The 16,083-nt window shown below is 58.5% G+C and carries 19 protein-coding genes and 2 pseudogenes; 14 read left to right on the forward strand and 7 right to left on the reverse strand.

The window, feature by feature from the left end:
- The first annotated feature begins 203 nt into the window (after positions 1-203).
- Positions 204-971: a LuxR C-terminal-related transcriptional regulator gene (locus QD409_RS02460; RefSeq protein WP_430761880.1), complete on the forward strand. Its 768-nt coding sequence runs from the start codon at positions 204-206 to the stop codon at positions 969-971.
- 308 nt (positions 972-1,279) lie between these two features.
- On the opposite strand, the gene QD409_RS02465 is transcribed toward QD409_RS02460, so the two are convergent.
- The 6 genes from QD409_RS02465 to QD409_RS02490 form a co-directional block, all read right to left on the reverse strand.
- Entirely contained in the window at positions 1,280-3,523 is a 2,244-nt protein-coding gene (locus tag QD409_RS02465) for a hypothetical protein (protein ID WP_430761844.1), read from the reverse strand.
- A 691-nt stretch (positions 3,524-4,214) separates the two neighbouring features.
- Complete coding sequence (gene arsH / locus QD409_RS02470; protein WP_430761845.1) at positions 4,215-4,940, reverse strand: arsenical resistance protein ArsH; 726 nt, start codon at positions 4,938-4,940, stop codon at positions 4,215-4,217.
- Positions 4,915-5,337 carry an arsenate reductase (glutaredoxin) gene (arsC, locus tag QD409_RS02475; RefSeq protein WP_430761846.1) on the reverse strand — a complete coding sequence of 141 codons (423 nt, stop codon included), beginning with the start codon at positions 5,335-5,337 and terminating at the stop codon, positions 4,915-4,917. Before arsC ends, arsH begins: the two co-directional genes overlap by 26 nt.
- 2 nt (positions 5,338-5,339) lie before the next feature.
- Positions 5,340-6,413, reverse strand: a complete 1,074-nt coding sequence (gene arsB / locus QD409_RS02480) for an ACR3 family arsenite efflux transporter (protein WP_430761847.1) — start codon at positions 6,411-6,413, stop codon at positions 5,340-5,342.
- Positions 6,414-6,415: 2 nt separating this feature from the next.
- Entirely contained in the window at positions 6,416-6,946 is a 531-nt protein-coding gene (locus QD409_RS02485) for an arsenate reductase ArsC (RefSeq protein WP_430761848.1), read from the reverse strand.
- Complete coding sequence (locus tag QD409_RS02490) at positions 6,943-7,299, reverse strand: ArsR/SmtB family transcription factor (RefSeq protein ID WP_430761849.1); 357 nt, start codon at positions 7,297-7,299, stop codon at positions 6,943-6,945. The genes QD409_RS02485 and QD409_RS02490 overlap by 4 nt, the downstream gene beginning before the upstream one ends.
- A 42-nt stretch (positions 7,300-7,341) precedes the next feature.
- Here QD409_RS02490 and QD409_RS02495 point away from each other — a divergent pair.
- From QD409_RS02495 to QD409_RS02545, 11 genes and pseudogenes are all read left to right on the forward strand, one after another.
- Positions 7,342-7,578: pseudogene (locus QD409_RS02495) on the forward strand (DUF6428 family protein); the annotation flags it as partial.
- Positions 7,579-7,853: 275 nt separating this feature from the next.
- A complete protein-coding gene (locus QD409_RS02500; protein ID WP_430761850.1) occupies positions 7,854-8,303 on the forward strand; it encodes an ester cyclase in 450 nt (149 codons plus the stop codon).
- 211 nt (positions 8,304-8,514) lie between these two features.
- A complete protein-coding gene (locus tag QD409_RS02505) occupies positions 8,515-9,012 on the forward strand; it encodes an adenylyltransferase/cytidyltransferase family protein (RefSeq protein WP_430761851.1) in 498 nt (165 codons plus the stop codon).
- 80 nt (positions 9,013-9,092) lie between these two features.
- Positions 9,093-10,175, forward strand: a complete 1,083-nt coding sequence (gene ada / locus QD409_RS02510; protein WP_430761852.1) for a bifunctional DNA-binding transcriptional regulator/O6-methylguanine-DNA methyltransferase Ada — start codon at positions 9,093-9,095, stop codon at positions 10,173-10,175.
- A gap of 136 nt (positions 10,176-10,311) precedes the next feature.
- Complete coding sequence (locus QD409_RS02515) at positions 10,312-10,953, forward strand: DNA-3-methyladenine glycosylase family protein (RefSeq protein ID WP_430761853.1); 642 nt, start codon at positions 10,312-10,314, stop codon at positions 10,951-10,953.
- Between the two features lie 120 nt (positions 10,954-11,073).
- On the forward strand, positions 11,074-11,724 hold the full coding sequence (locus QD409_RS02520; protein WP_430761854.1) for a hypothetical protein: 651 nt from the start codon (positions 11,074-11,076) through the stop codon (positions 11,722-11,724).
- Complete coding sequence (gene alkB, locus QD409_RS02525) at positions 11,708-12,358, forward strand: DNA oxidative demethylase AlkB (protein WP_430761855.1); 651 nt, start codon at positions 11,708-11,710, stop codon at positions 12,356-12,358. The genes QD409_RS02520 and alkB overlap by 17 nt, the downstream gene beginning before the upstream one ends.
- 140 nt (positions 12,359-12,498) lie before the next feature.
- The gene (locus QD409_RS02530) at positions 12,499-12,750 is read left to right on the forward strand and encodes a hypothetical protein (RefSeq protein WP_430761856.1); all 252 of its coding nucleotides are present in this window, start codon (positions 12,499-12,501) and stop codon (positions 12,748-12,750) included.
- Between the two features lie 147 nt (positions 12,751-12,897).
- A pseudogene (locus QD409_RS02535) lies at positions 12,898-12,981 on the forward strand (2OG-Fe(II) oxygenase); the annotation flags it as partial.
- Positions 12,982-13,160: 179 nt separating this feature from the next.
- Complete coding sequence (locus tag QD409_RS02540) at positions 13,161-13,727, forward strand: methylated-DNA--[protein]-cysteine S-methyltransferase (protein ID WP_430761857.1); 567 nt, start codon at positions 13,161-13,163, stop codon at positions 13,725-13,727.
- Complete coding sequence (locus QD409_RS02545; protein ID WP_430761858.1) at positions 13,724-14,476, forward strand: 2OG-Fe(II) oxygenase; 753 nt, start codon at positions 13,724-13,726, stop codon at positions 14,474-14,476. Before QD409_RS02540 ends, QD409_RS02545 begins: the two co-directional genes overlap by 4 nt.
- 142 nt (positions 14,477-14,618) lie before the next feature.
- Here QD409_RS02545 and QD409_RS02550 read toward each other — a convergent pair whose 3' ends face one another.
- Positions 14,619-14,849: a hypothetical protein gene (locus QD409_RS02550; RefSeq protein ID WP_430761859.1), complete on the reverse strand. Its 231-nt coding sequence runs from the start codon at positions 14,847-14,849 to the stop codon at positions 14,619-14,621.
- Positions 14,850-15,047: 198 nt separating this feature from the next.
- Here QD409_RS02550 and QD409_RS02555 point away from each other — a divergent pair, with 198 nt between their 5' ends.
- Complete coding sequence (locus tag QD409_RS02555; protein ID WP_430761860.1) at positions 15,048-15,395, forward strand: hypothetical protein; 348 nt, start codon at positions 15,048-15,050, stop codon at positions 15,393-15,395.
- Positions 15,396-15,443: 48 nt separating this feature from the next.
- Positions 15,444-15,812 carry a hypothetical protein gene (locus QD409_RS02560; RefSeq protein ID WP_430761861.1) on the forward strand — a complete coding sequence of 123 codons (369 nt, stop codon included), beginning with the start codon at positions 15,444-15,446 and terminating at the stop codon, positions 15,810-15,812.
- The last annotated feature ends 271 nt before the right edge of the window (positions 15,813-16,083 follow it).

The raw sequence follows: 16,083 nt of genomic DNA on the forward strand, positions 1-16,083 counted from the left end.
TTTAATTTAATGTTAACATATGTTAATGTGACGAAGAGAAAAATGAGCAATCAGTGCGATAAAATAAATTCAAAAAGCGGGAACTGACATGCAAAACCATAGAAAACTTCGACTTAAGCGGGTCAAATGTTCTTTGGACCGATAAAATACTGAAGTAGTTGCAAAAAATACGAGGGATAAATTTAAAATTAGAGGTAGCGGCCATGATTGGACAGTCGTTCAAGAGTGAGATATTTGCACGAGGACCGGACACACGCATCACTTCAGTTCGGACACCCGACACATTGAAGCCGGACATCATGGCCGGCGAGACCAGCATCGATGAGTGGGAAGATTATATTCTGCTCATCGATTCCCGCGCGCTGGATCGCGAATGCCTATCGAAGAGTTTGACCGCATGCGACAACGCCCTGAACATTGTTACGGTTGGCTCGCTGGATGAATGGCAAATGCGCAATATGGAAGTATTGCCRTCYGCCGTTCTCWTCATGATCGGSGGACGCAAGGTTTCTGACGCCGATGTCAGTGCCAAGATCTGYGCCTTGGTCGAACGCTTCCAGACAAGCCCTGTAATCGTTGGTGCCGATGGTGATGAACTTGCACAACTCCTGCATGCGTTGGAATGCGGCGCRCGCGGCTACATCCCGACGAGCGTCGGAATAAAGGTTGCCGCGGAAGCTGTAGCGCTTGCGCGCGCAGGCGGCGTCTTTGTGCCGGCAAGCAGCCTGCTGGCTGCCAAGGAGGCAATCACTCCCATGGCCAGCAGAAACCGTTGCCTCGATGGCCTGTTTACACCACGAGAAGTTGTGGTCGCCGAAGCGCTGCGGCGAGGCAAGGCAAACAAGATCATCGCCTATGAGATGGATCTTTGCGAGAGCACCGTCAAAGTGCACATTCGCAACATCATGAAGAAGCTGAACGCGACGAACCGTACCGAGGTCGCCTACAAAATCCGAGAGCTCGTCGGATAACAACTCTTTCCCGCGTAGCCGCTGCTCGCGTGAACGATACTGAGAAAAGCCACTTTACTATGCTTTGCCATTACTTACCCCGACACCGGGGCAGGCAAGCGGCCTGAATGTGAATCGGCTCTCGATGTTCACTCAGTTGATATCCGTGACAACCATTTGGCAAGGCATCAGAAATTAGTTGGGGTAATTTCGCGCCAACGCGGGGTTAGGAGCGGCGCGGGGCTGCCCCCAACTTAATTTCTCAATTTTTACTGTTTTTTGCATCCTTGCTGCCCGAAGCTTGGAGATTGATCGCCCGTTGCAGCGCCTCAGAACCGCACGGCGACATCGAGGCCGACATGGGCGCGCGAGGCGACATCCCCGCCGGCCACGCCGTTGACGAAGGCAGCAACCTTCATCTTCTCCGTGAGCTTGTAGTCTACGCGAACACCATATTCCGCCCAGTCGAGACTGCCGGAGGTTTGCGGCGACAGGCTTCCCAGGCCGCCGACATTCAATTGCGATCCGTCGTGGTAATTGAAGCCATGCGCCCATGCGCCCCAGACCGATCCCTCGATCTTCGACGTGAAGTCATGGACCCACTGGCCGCGCAGCTTGAACAGGTCCATCGTCGCGGAGGACGCCGGCATGCTTGCATCGAACGGGTTCACCGACGACAGGACTTCATTGTAGGAGCTCGTATGCAAAGTCTGACGACCGAGTTCGAACGACGGTGCGAACTGATCATCCGGTGTCAGCTTGATCAGCGTACCAATGCGGGCAAAGCCGTAGGCCTGCTCACCGGAGGCCTTGCCGCTTCCCATTGCCGTGCCGGCGCCGTTCGCATAGGTCCGGGAGAAGTGGTAGTCGCTGTCGGGCGAATAGAAGCCGCCGACTTCACCGAACATGCCATATCTCGCATCGAACATATGCGTATAGCGCAGTTTGGCGGCGGCGATGAAAGCCCCTTCCATCGAGGCGCCGGGATAGTCTTCGGATGCATAGCCGAGACCGGCCATGACTTCGAACGGCTCGAGATCGGCATGTCCGGATAGGCCGGCGGAAGCAGAGCCGACCGAGCCGAAAGCCGAAACGCTGCTCGGCGTGCCAAAGGCGGTGCCTTCCTGCAGCATCTGGTCGGCGAAGCCATGCATCTGCCCCATGGCGGTCTGGCGCTCCTTGCCAAGCTCATTGGCGGAGGATTGCAGCGATGTCAGCGTCGTCAGGCCCGCGATTGGGTCCGACGTGCCGCCGCTGGTCGGAGGCGCAACCGTCGCATCGACGTAGCGCACGATATAGGCCTGAATGTTGCCGTTGCTTGTCGGGTTCGTTCCGCCGCCAACAATGTACTGTCCGTTGGCGGATATGCCGTTGGCCTCTCTCAAGGTAATGCCGGTCATGTTGACACCGGCATTCGCCAGCAGGGTGTTGAGATCCGCCATGCCCGTCGCACTCGTCCAGCGGAAGGCGTGCCAGGAATTGCCGCTGGTGGTAGATAAGCCCACGACGACGGCCCCAGTGGAGTTCATGGCATTGGCGGCGGAAAGGGTGCCGCCGAGCGTGCCGAGATCGACCATGTTCGTGGCGCTGGTCCAGCGGAATGCATGACTACCGCTCACGCCATTGACGACTGTATTGGAGCCACCCACCACGATGGAGCCGTCGGCAGTGACGAGATAAGCGCTGGACAATGTCCCGCCAGATAATACGCCGAGATCCTGCATATTCGTAGAGCTGGTCCAACGGAACGCGTGACCATTGCCGCTGCTGTTTGTGTCAGCCTGCCCCACGACGACAGAGCCGTCGGCATTGACGGCGTAGGCGTAAGAGAAGTTGCCGCCTAACGTGCCGAGGTCGGCCATGGTGCCTGTTGCGCTTGTCCAGCGGAAGGCGTGATTATAGTTGCTGCTTGTGGTCGCTTGGCCGACGACGACGGAGCCATCGGCGCTTACGGCGTTGCCAACAGAGTCGCCGCCGCCGAGCGTGCCGAGGTCAGTCATGCCCGTGGCGCTGGTCCAGCGGAAGGCGTGACCATTGCCAATGCCGCTTGTGCTTGCTTGCCCCACGACTACGGAGCCGTCGGCGCTTACGGCGTGAGCAAAAGAAAGGGCGCCGCCGAGGGTGCCGAGGTCAACCATGCCCGTGGCGCTTGTCCAGCGGAAGGCGCGAAGTTGGTTGCCACTTGTGGTCGATTCGCCCACGACAACGGAGCCATCGACGCTTAGGCTGCGGGTATAAGAGTTGTTGCCGCCGAGCGTGCCAAGGTCAGCCATGGTACCTGTGGCGCTTGTCCAGCGGAATGCACGCTCATATCCACTAGCGTTGATTGCATCCCCCGCTACAACAGAGCCGTCTGCGCTGATGTAGAAAGCGTCGGATGGACCGCCGCCGCTCAACGTGCCGAGGAAGGTCGGAGAGGAGGCCGTCACATCGCCTGCAAACGCCGAATGCCCTACAAAGGTCCCAGCGAGCGCGACCGAAACAAGAAGAATGGCACTTCGATTACGGCGGGAAAGCAGCCTTGCATGTGTCTTAAATGCAATCCCAAGATGAACCGAACCAAAGAGTACCATTTTCTCTCCTCATTTTGTCATCAGTAGCTGAAGGAAAGTAGAATATTAGCAATATTCTCAATTACATAATCGTGCCGTTACTTATGAAGCTGTTAGCTCACGCACTTCAAAGCGGTCAAGGACTATTTTGGGGCTTAACTCGACTTTGGGTGACGACCAGAGGCAGAATTGTTTCTCAAGTCATCGTTGTGGAAAAACCCTCCAATACCTTTCAACGTTAAGCCCCTTCTTCTGCGACCCATGCCTTATCAACCCAATCTTTATCGATCTGCCTCTTATCCCGTTTCGCTCAAGAACATGAACCGCTTTCGTGATGGTCTGCGCGCGGTGTCGGAGAGGCCCTTGGCGAGGATCGGCTCGAATGTTGGGCGGTCGCATAGTCTCGGAGTGTGCAAGGCTCGTCGCAGTGGGCGAGCCGGGGCGTTGCCAAGCCAAATTGCTCGGCGTCCTACCCGTCAGTTCCGGCAACTGCGGTGGCGCTCAAGCCTTGGTTCGAAGTGATCACCATGACCGACCATCTGCGCCTTAGATGACAAGCACAATCTCGCCCGCCGCAGGCAAAGCGGAAAGGATACTCTGGCCCGCGGCAGTTGGCCTCTGCCTCCACAACGAACATGCATCGACGCAGGCTACCGGATCGGTGCTCGCGCTAGCTCGCGCGCGACAGGTGGACGTTCGGTGCTGGCCGCGGTCATATGGATTTGAGACTCACGCGCTGCTCGAGTTTTTCGGCTTCTTCCTTTCGCTCGCTATAGCGATCGGTGAGGTAGTCAGACGTGTCGCGCGTGAGAATCGTGAACTTCACCAGCTCCTCGCAGACATCGACGACACGGTCATAATAAGACGAGGGTTTCATGCGCCCGTCCGTGTCGAACTCCTGGAAGGCCCTGGCGACCGACGACTGGTTCGGGATGGTGATCATCCGCATCCAGCGGCCGAGAATGCGCATCTGGCCAACCGCGTTGAACGACTGCGATCCTCCCGAGACCTGCATCAGAGCCAGTGTCTTGCCCTGCGTTGGGCGTACCGAGCCGACTGACAGTGGAATCCAGTCGATCTGCGCCTTCATGACGCCTGTCATCGCACCATGGCGTTCCGGGCTGACCCAGACCTGCCCTTCCGACCATTCCGACAGCTTCTGCAGATCGTGCACTTTGGGATGCGTCGCGGGCGCGCCGTCGGGCAGCGGCAGGCCCTCCGGATTGAAGATTCGCACTTCGCAGCCGAGGTGTTCAAGCAGCCGCGCGGCCTCTTGCGCCAGAAGCCGACTATAGGAGATCGCCCTCAGAGAGCCGTAGAGGATGAGGATGCGCGGCTTGTGGGTCGAGAAGGGCGGCCGCAACGCAGCTTGATCAGGGAGTTGCAGGTGCTCCAGCGATGCAGCAGGCATATCAGACAATGCGCTTGCCCTCCGCATCGAGTACCTTCTCGCCGTCTTCCTTGGTGAAGGCGCCCTTGTGCGTATCGGGCAGAATGTCCAGCACCAGTTCCGATGGACGGGACAGGCGCGTGCCGAGCGGCGTGATGACGAAGGGACGATTGATCAGGATCGGCTCCTTGAGCATCGCGTCGAGCAGTTGGTCATCGGACAGTCCGGGATTGTCGAGACCAAGTTCCGCATAGGGCGCGCCCTTTTCGCGGATGGCTTCGCGCACGGTGAGCCCCGCGTCGGTAATCATCTTCACCAGTTGCTCGCGCGCCGGCGGTGTCTCGAGATACTCGATGATCGTCGGTTCGATACCCGCATTGCGGATCATCGCCAGTGTGTTGCGCGACGTGCCGCAGTCCGGGTTATGATAGATCGTGACATCCATGATCAGACTTCCCTTGGCTTTGTAAGTCTGGAGGCGGATACGGATCGCACGGCGGAACCGCGCTCGTACCAGCCCCTGCTGCGATTGACGATCCAGACCACTGACAGCATCACCGGCACCTCGATAAGCACGCCGACGACGGTGGCGAGCGCCGCGCCGGAATTGAAGCCAAACAGGCTGATGGCAGCGGCGACGGCAAGTTCGAAGAAGTTCGACGCGCCGATGAGGGCCGATGGTCCGGCGACGCAATGTTCCTCGCCGCTTGCCCGGTTCAGCAGATAGGCCAGCCCGGAGTTGAAGTAGACCTGAATCAGGATCGGCACGGCCAGGAGCCCAATGATGGCGGGCTGCGCGATAATCTGCTCACCCTGGAAGCCGAACAGCAGAATCAGCGTTGCGAGTAGAGCCAGAAGCGACAGCGGCTGCAGGGCGTTCAAGAGGCGGTCGAGTGGCGCGGTCGATCCGCCAGCCAGCAGGCTGCGTCGCAGAAGCTGCGCTGCGATGACCGGTAGAACGATATAGAGGACGACCGATATGACCAATGTGTCCCAAGGCACGGTGATCGCGGAAAGTCCAAGGAGGAGGCCGACGATCGGTGCAAAGGCGACGACCATGATTGCGTCGTTGAGCGCCACCTGGCTGAGGGTGAAGTGCGGCTCTCCCTTTGTCAGGTTCGACCAGACGAAGACCATGGCGGTGCAGGGGGCAGCAGCCAGGATGATCAGGCCGGCGATGTAGCTGTCGATCTGATCCGCCGGCAGCAAGGATCGAAACAGATAGCCGATGAACAGCCAACCGAGCAGCGCCATCGAGAATGGCTTGACCGCCCAGTTGATAAAGAGGGTCACGCCAATCCCGCGCCAGTGCCGACCGACTTGGCTCAGAGCCGCAAAATCAATCTTGATCAGCATCGGGATGATCATCAGCCAGATCAGGACCGCGACCGGGATATTGACCTTGGCAATCTCCGCCGAGCCGATTGCATGAAACACGCCGGGCATCAGATGCCCGAGCGCCACGCCGATAACGATGCAGAGGAACACCCAGACGGTGAGATAACGTTCAAAGGCCGACATCGTCAGGCAACTCCGCCCTTGCCTTGGGTGCTACCCTCGATGCGGCCGATTTCGTGCAGCTTGGTTTCCAGCGCCAGCTTGTCGATCGTGGCGAGCGGCAGGTTCACGAACAGGGAAATGCGGTTCTTGAGATACCGGGCAGCCTGGGCAAAGGCGCGACCCTGATCGAGCTCCGAACCCTCTATAGCCGCAGGGTCCTCGATCCCCCAATGAGCGGTGGCGGGATGGCCGATCCAGACCGGGCAGGCCTCACCGGCGGCGTTGTCGCAGACTGTGAAGATGAAGTCCATCTGGGGCGCATCCGGCTTGGCAAACACGTCCCAGCTCTTGGAAGAGAAGCCCGACGAGCGGTATCCGAGAGCCTCGAGGGTCTTCAGGGCCCAGGGATGGACTTTTCCCTTGGGCTGGCTTCCGGCCGAGAAGGCGCGGAAGCGGCCCTTTCCTTCTGCTTCCAGAATGGATTCCGCCAGGATGGATCGGGCGGAATTGCCCGTGCACAGAAACAGCACGTTGTAGACGTGGTCGGCGCTCATTGCAGTTTCTCCTCCATTTGGGGTTCGCAGCATGTCGCGACCACTGCGGCAGGTGCGCAGATTTCGGGATGTCCGGAGCAGCAATCCTCCATCAGGAAGCGGATGAGGCCGCCCAGGGATTCGTAGTTGGCGGTGTAGATGATCGAGCGGGACTGGCGTTGGGCACCGATCAATCCGGAACGCTCGAGCTCCTTCAGGTGAAAGGAGATGTTCGACGGCGAGACCTCGAGCTTCTCGGCCAGGGCTCCGGCTGCCATGCCCTCGGGGCCGGCGACGACGAGCAGGCGTATGATTTGCAGGCGGGTTTCCTGCGAGAGAGCGGCGAAGGAGGTCAGGGCTTGACGCTGATTCATATTTCAATAGTCCTTTAATTATTGAATATAGGAATAGCGCAGGTGAACGCCATCGACAACTCAAAAATTCGGAACGCCGGTATCAGCCTCGGTCTCCTGCTCGAAACGCTGGCCCACGCCAAGGATTTGCCACTGGTCTTTCACTACGATGGTCACTCCTTGAAAGCCGGATACCATGTGACCGAAGTAAAGGTCGGGCGGCTCTCGGCATTGGATTGCGGGGCGAATCCCGAAGCGTGGTCAGAGATTTTCGTGCAGCTCTGGGACATCGAGGAGGGTGTCCAACGTCCTAAACGTACGAGAACGTGTTCGCGTTCAGCTCGGCGAAAACCTGCGCCGAAGGCTGGAAACGGGCGCCCAATTGCTTTCCGCAATGACGCACTGACCGCGATAATCGTTGCGAGAGAATGAAGATGCGGGCTGTACCGGCCAAGCGGACATTCTGTTTGAAGGTAAGAATCGGAGTTTGGCACTTTGCGCAGTCGCATATCCCTTTCGTCAGATCATCGAGCGCTTTCGATGATCCCTCAAAATCGATGGAAGGACCCGCTACTATGAGCAAAGAAGACGATAACAAGGCCGTCGTCGGCCGTTGGTTCACCGAGTTCTGGGGCAAGGATGTCAATCTTGCGGTCATCGATGAGATCACCGCACCCGACATGTTGCTGAAGTATTCCCTGCATGAGCCGCGCCGCGGCCGCGACGATATCAGGGCGTTCATGACCGACTTCAGGGCCGCGTTCCCGAACCTCAACTTCTGGGGAACTGCCGATCTGATCGCCGAAGGCGACTATGTGGTTGGTCAGTGGGAAGGCGGTGGTACACATACAGGTCCCGCATTCGGCGATTTCCTGATTGGCGGCCTGCCGGCTGCAACCGGCCGCACGATGCGCTTTACCGGCACGACTATCCTCAAGGTCATAGACGGCAAGATCGTCGAAGAGATCGGCCTCGACGATGGTCTCACCGCAATGACGCAGCTCGGTCTCGTCAAGGCCGCCTGAGTATGACCACGGCGCCCCGCTGAAGGAAGGCGCACGCCTCTCAGGCAAATCGAGGCCCGCACGCTTGTCATGCGGGCCTTTTCACTTCCGCAATCCCTCGAGTTTCGCCGGCCGAATTGTTGATTGAAGAACAGGAATCGGAGCGTTGCAGCGGGTTCTCCAGGCTAGTTTCGCCTATTCAATTAAACTGGCGAGAACAGGACATCCAGCCATGACACGCATCGGCTACGCCCCCGGCGCCTATGATCTTTTTCATATTGGCCATCTCAATCTATTGCGTCGGGCGAGAGAGCATTGCGACTACCTGATTGCTGGCGTCGTGGCCGACGAGGTCCTGATCGCTCATAAAGGCGTCTCGCCTGTCGTGCCGCTCCATGAACGGCTTGAAATCGTGCGTAACGTTCGCTTCGTCGACGCTGTGCACGCGGCCACGACCAACGACAAGGTCGAGATCTGGAGAGACCTCAGGTTCAACGTCCTGTTCGAGGGAAACGATTGGCAAGGCGTCGAGAAGGGTGCCAGACTCGAACAGGACCTCGCTGTCTTGGGCGTGGAGGTCGTCTACTTCCCCTATACGTTGTCAACATCGAGCAGCGCCTTGCGCAAAGCCTTGGAAAACATCGATGCCATGGCTGTTCGTTCGCCGGTTGAATTCGCGCCGGCCATGCACCATGGCCGCAAGAATCGGGTGGCCGGGAATCCGCTTTGAAAGCAAAGATCGCAGTGTAGTGGGCACAATTTGGGACCAAATTCGCCCTGCAACGATACGAGAAGACGGCAACGACCAGCATGACCAAGATTTTTCCGCGTTCCCGGGCCCTTTCTGTGGCGGACGATCCGCGCTGGGCGCGAATTGTAGCGCGCGACAGGACGGCGGACGGCCAGCTCTGGTATTCCGTTTCGACAACAGGCGTTTATTGCCGCCCGTCCTGCGCGTCGCGTGCTGCGAACCCAAAGAACGTCGCACTTCACGATACGCTGGAGAGTGCGCGTGCGACCGGCTTCCGGCCGTGCAAGCGCTGCAATCCCGACGGTCTTTCGCTCAAATGCGAAAATGCCGCGCTCGTCGCCCGAGCCTGCCGCATGATCGAGGAACGCGAGGAGGAGCCTTCCCTGGAGGAGCTGGCCGAAGCAGTGCATCGCAGCCCCAGCTATTTTCATCGTCTGTTCAAGTCGGCGACGGGTCTGACACCGAAGGACTATGCGGCAGCTGACCGGGCGAAAAAGGTGCGTGAGGGCCTCAAAATCGGCAACAGCGTTACTGAGGCGATCTATGACGCGGGCTTTAATTCGAGCGGCCGCTTCTACGAGAAGTCGACAGGTATCCTTGGCATGACGCCGACACAATATCGTGGCGGCGGCGCCAATGAGGAGATCAAATTTGCGGTCGGACAAACGTCGCTTGGCGCGATCCTGGTTGCCTCCAGCAAAAAGGGCGTCGCCTCGATCTTGCTCGGTGACGATCCCGATAAATTGGTGCGCGACTTGCAGGATCGCTTCCCGAAGGCGCACCTTGTCGGCGCCGACCGGGAATATGAGGCATTGATCGCGCGTGTCGTCGGATTTGTCGAGAATCCTCATATCGGTCTGGATTTACCGCTCGACGTCAGGGGAACGGCCTTTCAGCGGCGTGTCTGGCAGGCACTGCAGGAAATTCCCGTCGGCCAGCATGTATCCTATGCGGAGATTGCGCGCCGTATCGGCTCGCCGAATGCGGTTCGAGCGGTTGCGGGTGCCTGCGCCGCCAACAATCTCGCCGTGGCGATACCCTGCCACCGGGTGGTGCGCAATGACGGCGCACTTTCGGGGTACGCCTGGGGCGTGGCTCGAAAACGCGCGCTCCTCGAGCGTGAAGCGTCCCAGACGGTATAAACATGCGATCTGCGCCTCCTATCCCAAACGCCTGGCCGGCTGCCATTTCCAATGATGCGAGAACCGGAATGAATGACGTGCGCTTCAGTCGCAGACGAATAACAAGTGCTGATGCATGCGGAGGTCTGCACACCCTATGAATTCGTTCTCGCGCTATGACAATTCGATGGCATTCCTTGCGAAAGTTGACGATGACTGGGCCGGGCTCATCGAGCTTGTGGGACCGTGTCGACATGACCCCAAGGCTGCCCGCGAGCCGTACGAGGCGCTGGTTCGGGCGATTGCCTACCAGCAACTGACGGCCAAGGCCGGCGACGCGATCATTGGGCGTCTCAAAGCGTTGTTTGAAGACCGTGATTTCCCCCGTCCGGAGGAACTGATCGCCGCCGACTTCGACGCAATGCGGGCCTGCGGTTTCTCCGCCAGCAAGATTGCGACGATCAAGGCGATTGCCGAGGGCGCGCTGACGGGTATTGTTCCCAGTCGTGAAGACGCCGTCGTGATGGACGACGAGACGCTCATCAAGCAGATGATTATCATCAAAGGGGTCGGACGTTGGACCGTGGAGATGCTTCTGATGTATTCGCTGGAGCGGATGGATGTCCTGCCCGTCGACGATTTCGGGGTGCGCGAGGGGTATCGCGCCCTAAAATCGCTCGCCGAGCAACCCAAGCCTAAGGAATTGCGCAAGATTTCCGAAGCCTGGTCGCCGCACCGCACGGTCGCCGCATGGTATCTTTGGCGCATGCCGCGTGAGCGCGGAAACGTGCTGAAATAGGCCGCCCGAGCGCTTGCGGATTTGATTGCAAGAGTCGGAGTGCGGCCGGCCTGTGCGCGCTGCATGGTGTCGTGAACCTTTGATTGCGCCGTGGACGATATCCGGCATAGGAAGAAAGCCATGCACCTGCAAAACCGCGTCACTCCGTTCGGCGACATCGTTGCGATCTCGCAGCGCGGCATGTTCACCGGCAATCGCGGCATCATACATGACCCGTCGACCAAGACATTGCTTAGAAAACGCTGGGCTTCGAAGACGTGGCTGGTCTGCAACTGCAGCTACAAGGGACAGCATCGCGAGGTCATGGCGGCGCGGAGTTGGACCGAACTGTTCTTCCTCGACGAGGCGGTTGCGTTGGCCGCCGGCCATCGACCTTGCTTTCTTTGCAGGCGTCAAGCTGCCGAGCGCTATCGGGCATGCTGGGCAAAGGGTAACAGCGAAACACCCCCATCTGCCCGGAGAATGGACACTGTGCTGCACGCCGAGCGCATCGAACGCAGCGCCAAGCGCCTCCATCATTTGGCACGGTTGCTGGACGACCTGCCCGACGGCACGGTGGTGGCGCGGGGTGGTGGGGCATTCACTCTGCGAGGAGGCTACGCATATCGCTGGACGAACGAAGGATATGCGCCACCACAAATCCTCAACGGCGCCGATTGGCTTCTGACGCCGCCTTCCACCGTCATGGCGCTCCGCGCAGGCTACGTGCCGGTCTTTCACCCGGTGATCCAAGCCAACTCCTATGGGCAACGCCATGTCCGATCTGTTTGACAACATTGTCCCTCTTGACCCTCCATTCGAACGCATGGCGGAAGGAGCCGTGCTTTTGCGCGGTGCGGCTCTCCTGTTTGAGAAGGATGTTCTGGCTGCACTTGACGAGATCACCGGGCAGGCGCCGTTTCGACACATGGTGACGCCAGGCGGCTTCACGATGTCGGTTGCCATGACGAATTGCGGGACGGCTGGCTGGGTCACGGATCGCACCGGTTATCGCTACGACCGCTGCGACCCTGAGACGGGGCGTCCCTGGCCCGCGATGCCGGAATGTTTTCTTGAGCTGGCGGTCCGTTCCGCATCCCTTGCGGGCTATCCCGGATTTCGCCCCGATGCCTGCCTCATCAATCGCTATGAGCCGGGAGCTCGTCTCTCGCTTCATCAGGACAAGAATGAGCGTGACTTCACCAACCCGATCGTATCGGTGTCGCTGGGCTTGCCGGCGACCTTCCAGTTCGGCGGACTCAAGCGCAACGATCCGGTGAAGAAGTTCGCGCTACGCCACGGCGATGTCGCCGTCTGGGGCGGCCCCTCCAGGCTGTGTTATCACGGCGTGCCGGAACTGAAGGAAGGCATGCACGAGGCGGTCGGGCGCAGGCGCATTAATCTGACGTTCCGCTGTGCGCTATAACGGCCGGAATTCTTTCGGTTTGATGACAATAACCGGAGTGACGACGGACAGATCTTTCGGCCAACTGTGATCGTATCAAGCCTGTTGCCAGGCAAATTCCCGGCCTGCCAGACGACCGCGGCGACAAGGACGCCCACATCATGCTTTTTCGTGGCGACATCGGCGCAAAGAAAAGTCGGCGCGCGCTACCGGAAACGAAAGCGAGCATCGACGCCGTCGTCGCGCTTACCGCCGGCAACCCGGATAAGGCGCTGGTGCTATCCTATGTGGGCCAGTTGGTCGCCGATGGCTTCGCGGTCTGGGACATCCTCGAAAATGGAGAGATCGAGGTACGTTTTAACTCCGGGGAGATGTTTGTTCTCGCTGAAACAACAATCCTGCGCCTTGTCTGATTGATGGAACAGCGTCCCCTACCGCGCGAGGCAATAGGCAAGGGGCGTGACGAAGTTTCGCCGCAGCGAACGACCAGATGTTCGCTCGACTTTGAAGGCAGGATTCGCAGTGTCAGCGGAGCTGAACCGGATTAGTCGATCTGAGCACGGGCATATATTCGTCACGGGGTCAGCCGCCTGCAGTCGGGACATCGCCACACACTCGGCATTATTTTTCACGACGCGACATAGCATGTCGGCACTGCTTCGGCCGACCCGCCATCAGAGGAGCGTCGGGGAGCGGGGCCTCGGCTTCTCCGGCGCCCGTTAGTCCCAGGAATGATTTATCGATTTGATAGCAAGGATCGGAGTTTGGGGTTCCCGTCGGAAATGTAGGTTTGATCATGAAGACATAGCAAGGAGCTACGACCATGGATCTCATGATCAACAAGAACGCGATGCGGTTTGTACCGCAGGCAATACCAATCCCGGCAGCCGCCGACATTTTATCCTATGCCGTCGCACAATGTGAACTGGGCAAGGTGCTCGTGGCACGGAGCAGCAAGGGTGTCTGCTCGATCCTGCTCGGCGACAGCGCCAGTGAACTGTCAGCCGATCTCGCGAGCCGCTTTCCCCAATCGACGATCATTGAGGATGAAAACCTGGTCAACGATGATATGGCGAAAGTACTTCGCTACATCAAGAATCCATCCGATGGTCTTCATCTGACATTGGATATGCGCGGCACACCTTTCCAGCGGCGGGTATGGGAGAAGCTGAAGGCGATTTCTGTCGGCAGGACGGTGAGTTACGCCGAGTTCGGCCGTTGGATCAGCCCGATTACCCATCCCCGCGCAATTGCGCGCGCCTGTGCCGCAAATCCCATCGCGCTGGCGGTGCCTTGTCATCGTGTCGTGCGCAGCAATGGCGATATGGCCGGCTATCGCTGGGGCCTCGAGCGCAAACTTGAACTGCTTCGGAAGGAGGCGGCGGTATGAACCAGCCACGCACCAATATCATTGATCCCGCCTCCATGGCAGTGTCGGCGGAGGACAGGGTAGCCACCTATGATTGGGCTGCCCTCAACACAGACCTTGACAGTTTCGGTTGCGCGATCCTGCCGAAATTGCTGACTGCAGACGAATGCCGGGCGATCGCTGGTCTCTATACGGACGAGACCCGCTTCCGCAGCCATATCATCATGGCCCGACATGGTTTCGGCAAAGGCGAGTATCGCTACTTCAAATATCCACTCCCCGATCCGCTTGCCGGACTTCGTACCGCGCTTTATCCACGTCTGGCGGCAGTTGCCAATGAATGGAACGAGCGCATGGGGCTCGATGAACGCTTTCCTGGCGATCATGCTTCCTTCCTGCAGCGGTGTCATGATGCCGGGCAGACCCGGCCGACGCCTCTGCTGCTGCAATACGTCCCGGGCGACTTCAATTGTCTGCACCAGGATCTCTACGGTGATATCGCCTTCCCGATTCAAGTAGCGATCCTGCTTTCCGAGCCTGGGCGCGACTTCACGGGTGGCGAATTCGCGCTGACCGAACAGCGGCCGCGCATGCAGAGCCGCGTTGAAGTCGTACCGCTTCGCCAGGGCGACGCGGTGGCCTTCGCGGTGCATAATCGTCCGGTACAGGGCACGAAGGGAAATTATCGCGTCAATCTCCGCCACGGTGTAAGCCGTGTGCGATCGGGTATGCGCCATACAGTCGGAATTATCTTTCACGACGCGCGTTGATGGCCGTGGATCGGTGCCTAAGACTTAAGCGACCGCAATGAACAAGAAGCCCCGACGGATCATCCGCCGGGGCTTCTTCCTCTCTTGTGCTCCCTGAACCTCACAAGAGAAGTCACGCTTCCCATGGGATTGCGCTCAATCGTCAATTCGGGAAAGTCGTCCGCGGCGCCTTGAGAAGCGTCGCGCCAGCTTCCAGGTCACGTATGAGGGCAGGCACTATCTGAGCATCAAAGTCGAAGACGATATCGAAGCCGTTGCCTGAAGCTAAGGTGAGAAGGAGATGCTTATTGTCGGAGGCGCATTCAACGCTGTAGGTGCCGACGTGGTAGACGTTTCTCAACGTTGCATCCGCAAATTTGAGATGCATGACCATCTTCAATAACCGCGGAAGCGTCATCGCGAGCAATTGCTTCTGGGTATCGGATGCGCCTTATTGTGGTCGGTAAACCGTCCTTCGCGACCACGTCTGGACGGTTCTTTGTTGTGTCTCGCAAAGAGCCAGAATGCAGAGGCCTTGCCTGTCGCGGTTACTTCTGCCTTTCTTTGGAGAAATGTCATCCGGAGAAACGTGATGTCCGAGCCAGATCCAGAGGAGAAAATCGATGCGACGTTCCGTAACGGCTCGCTGACCGCCGCGGGGATCATTCTCGGTTTCTCGCTGAACTTCATCGGCCGCTGGCTCTCGAACCCCAACGATTGGAGCCGCATCGACATCATCCCGATGATAGTACTGACCATCGGTATCGCCATCCAGGTGAAAGTGCTCGCTGACCTGCTTGCGCGCGATTCCTTAATAGCTGCAAAGTACGACCGCTCGCGACGGCTATTTCTGATCGGCGTCGTCATCGTGGCGGTAGGGATAGGGATTGCGCTGCTGAACGATATTCTGGGACTCGGATCGATGCAGATGCTGGGTTGAAGCACCAAGGCGCATACGCGCGCATTTCCCGGATTGGAAAATGACCGTGTGGCACTGAAGCTCAGTGGCGGCGATGATGGCAGGCTTGGTGCCGGTGATTTTTCGACTTTGGCGCACATCATGGAGCTGCCGGCTCGCTGGGCCTCCGACGTGACCGCATTTTCTGCCAGGAAGCTCACCGACAATGTGATGATACTCGCTGGCTGTCACCACGAAAACAAATCGTTGAAATACCCAACCCCGGGGGTAAGAGCCAGCCTGGATTCCTTAATCTCAGTAGATGCGCAAAAACCTTTCACATATGACGACGCGTGTGTCGAAAAAGACCCAGCGATTGCCTACAATGAATGCGCGAATAGTCAGGCTTGTACTTTCGTTCGTGCCTTTCTGACGGAAGTGTTTCGGCTTAAACCGTGAAAGCGCTTCGACCGCGGAAAAGACCAAATGAGACCCCATGTCCTTGGCCGGCAGGGTGGCTCGTCTCGCATTATGTTCAGAACGAGGGTTAGCTGCAGAGCCAGAGCCTCAAACATAGGAGACGAGCCGTGGTCGATGATATCGCACTTTACGTTGGTTTGGATGTGAGTAAGGAAAAAATCGCGATCGGTCTGGCGGAAGCAGGCCGCAAAGGCGAGGTTCGCTATTACGGCGAAATCGCCAACCGTGCCGATGCAGTGCGCAAATTTGT

The sequence above is a fragment of the Rhizobium sp. BR 315 genome (assembly GCF_050577975.1).
GTDB lineage: Bacteria > Pseudomonadota > Alphaproteobacteria > Rhizobiales > Rhizobiaceae > Rhizobium > Rhizobium miluonense.

Excerpts from the sequence above, each read along its gene's own strand:
- QD409_RS02465 (WP_430761844.1), bottom strand. The coding sequence starts at position 3,523 with ATGGTACTCTTTGGTTCGGTTCATCTTGGGATTGCATTTAAGACACAT.
- arsH (WP_430761845.1), bottom strand. The coding sequence starts at position 4,940 with ATGCGGAGGGCAAGCGCATTGTCTGATATGCCTGCTGCATCGCTGGAG.
- arsC (WP_430761846.1), bottom strand. The coding sequence starts at position 5,337 with ATGGATGTCACGATCTATCATAACCCGGACTGCGGCACGTCGCGCAAC.
- arsB (WP_430761847.1), bottom strand. The coding sequence starts at position 6,413 with ATGTCGGCCTTTGAACGTTATCTCACCGTCTGGGTGTTCCTCTGCATC.
- QD409_RS02485 (WP_430761848.1), bottom strand. The coding sequence starts at position 6,946 with ATGAGCGCCGACCACGTCTACAACGTGCTGTTTCTGTGCACGGGCAAT.
- QD409_RS02490 (WP_430761849.1), bottom strand. The coding sequence starts at position 7,299 with ATGAATCAGCGTCAAGCCCTGACCTCCTTCGCCGCTCTCTCGCAGGAA.
- QD409_RS02500 (WP_430761850.1), top strand. The coding sequence starts at position 7,854 with ATGAGCAAAGAAGACGATAACAAGGCCGTCGTCGGCCGTTGGTTCACC.
- QD409_RS02505 (WP_430761851.1), top strand. The coding sequence starts at position 8,515 with ATGACACGCATCGGCTACGCCCCCGGCGCCTATGATCTTTTTCATATT.
- ada (WP_430761852.1), top strand. The coding sequence starts at position 9,093 with ATGACCAAGATTTTTCCGCGTTCCCGGGCCCTTTCTGTGGCGGACGAT.
- QD409_RS02515 (WP_430761853.1), top strand. The coding sequence starts at position 10,312 with ATGAATTCGTTCTCGCGCTATGACAATTCGATGGCATTCCTTGCGAAA.
- QD409_RS02520 (WP_430761854.1), top strand. The coding sequence starts at position 11,074 with ATGCACCTGCAAAACCGCGTCACTCCGTTCGGCGACATCGTTGCGATC.
- alkB (WP_430761855.1), top strand. The coding sequence starts at position 11,708 with ATGTCCGATCTGTTTGACAACATTGTCCCTCTTGACCCTCCATTCGAA.
- QD409_RS02530 (WP_430761856.1), top strand. The coding sequence starts at position 12,499 with ATGCTTTTTCGTGGCGACATCGGCGCAAAGAAAAGTCGGCGCGCGCTA.
- QD409_RS02540 (WP_430761857.1), top strand. The coding sequence starts at position 13,161 with ATGGATCTCATGATCAACAAGAACGCGATGCGGTTTGTACCGCAGGCA.
- QD409_RS02545 (WP_430761858.1), top strand. The coding sequence starts at position 13,724 with ATGAACCAGCCACGCACCAATATCATTGATCCCGCCTCCATGGCAGTG.
- QD409_RS02550 (WP_430761859.1), bottom strand. The coding sequence starts at position 14,849 with ATGGTCATGCATCTCAAATTTGCGGATGCAACGTTGAGAAACGTCTAC.
- QD409_RS02555 (WP_430761860.1), top strand. The coding sequence starts at position 15,048 with ATGTCCGAGCCAGATCCAGAGGAGAAAATCGATGCGACGTTCCGTAAC.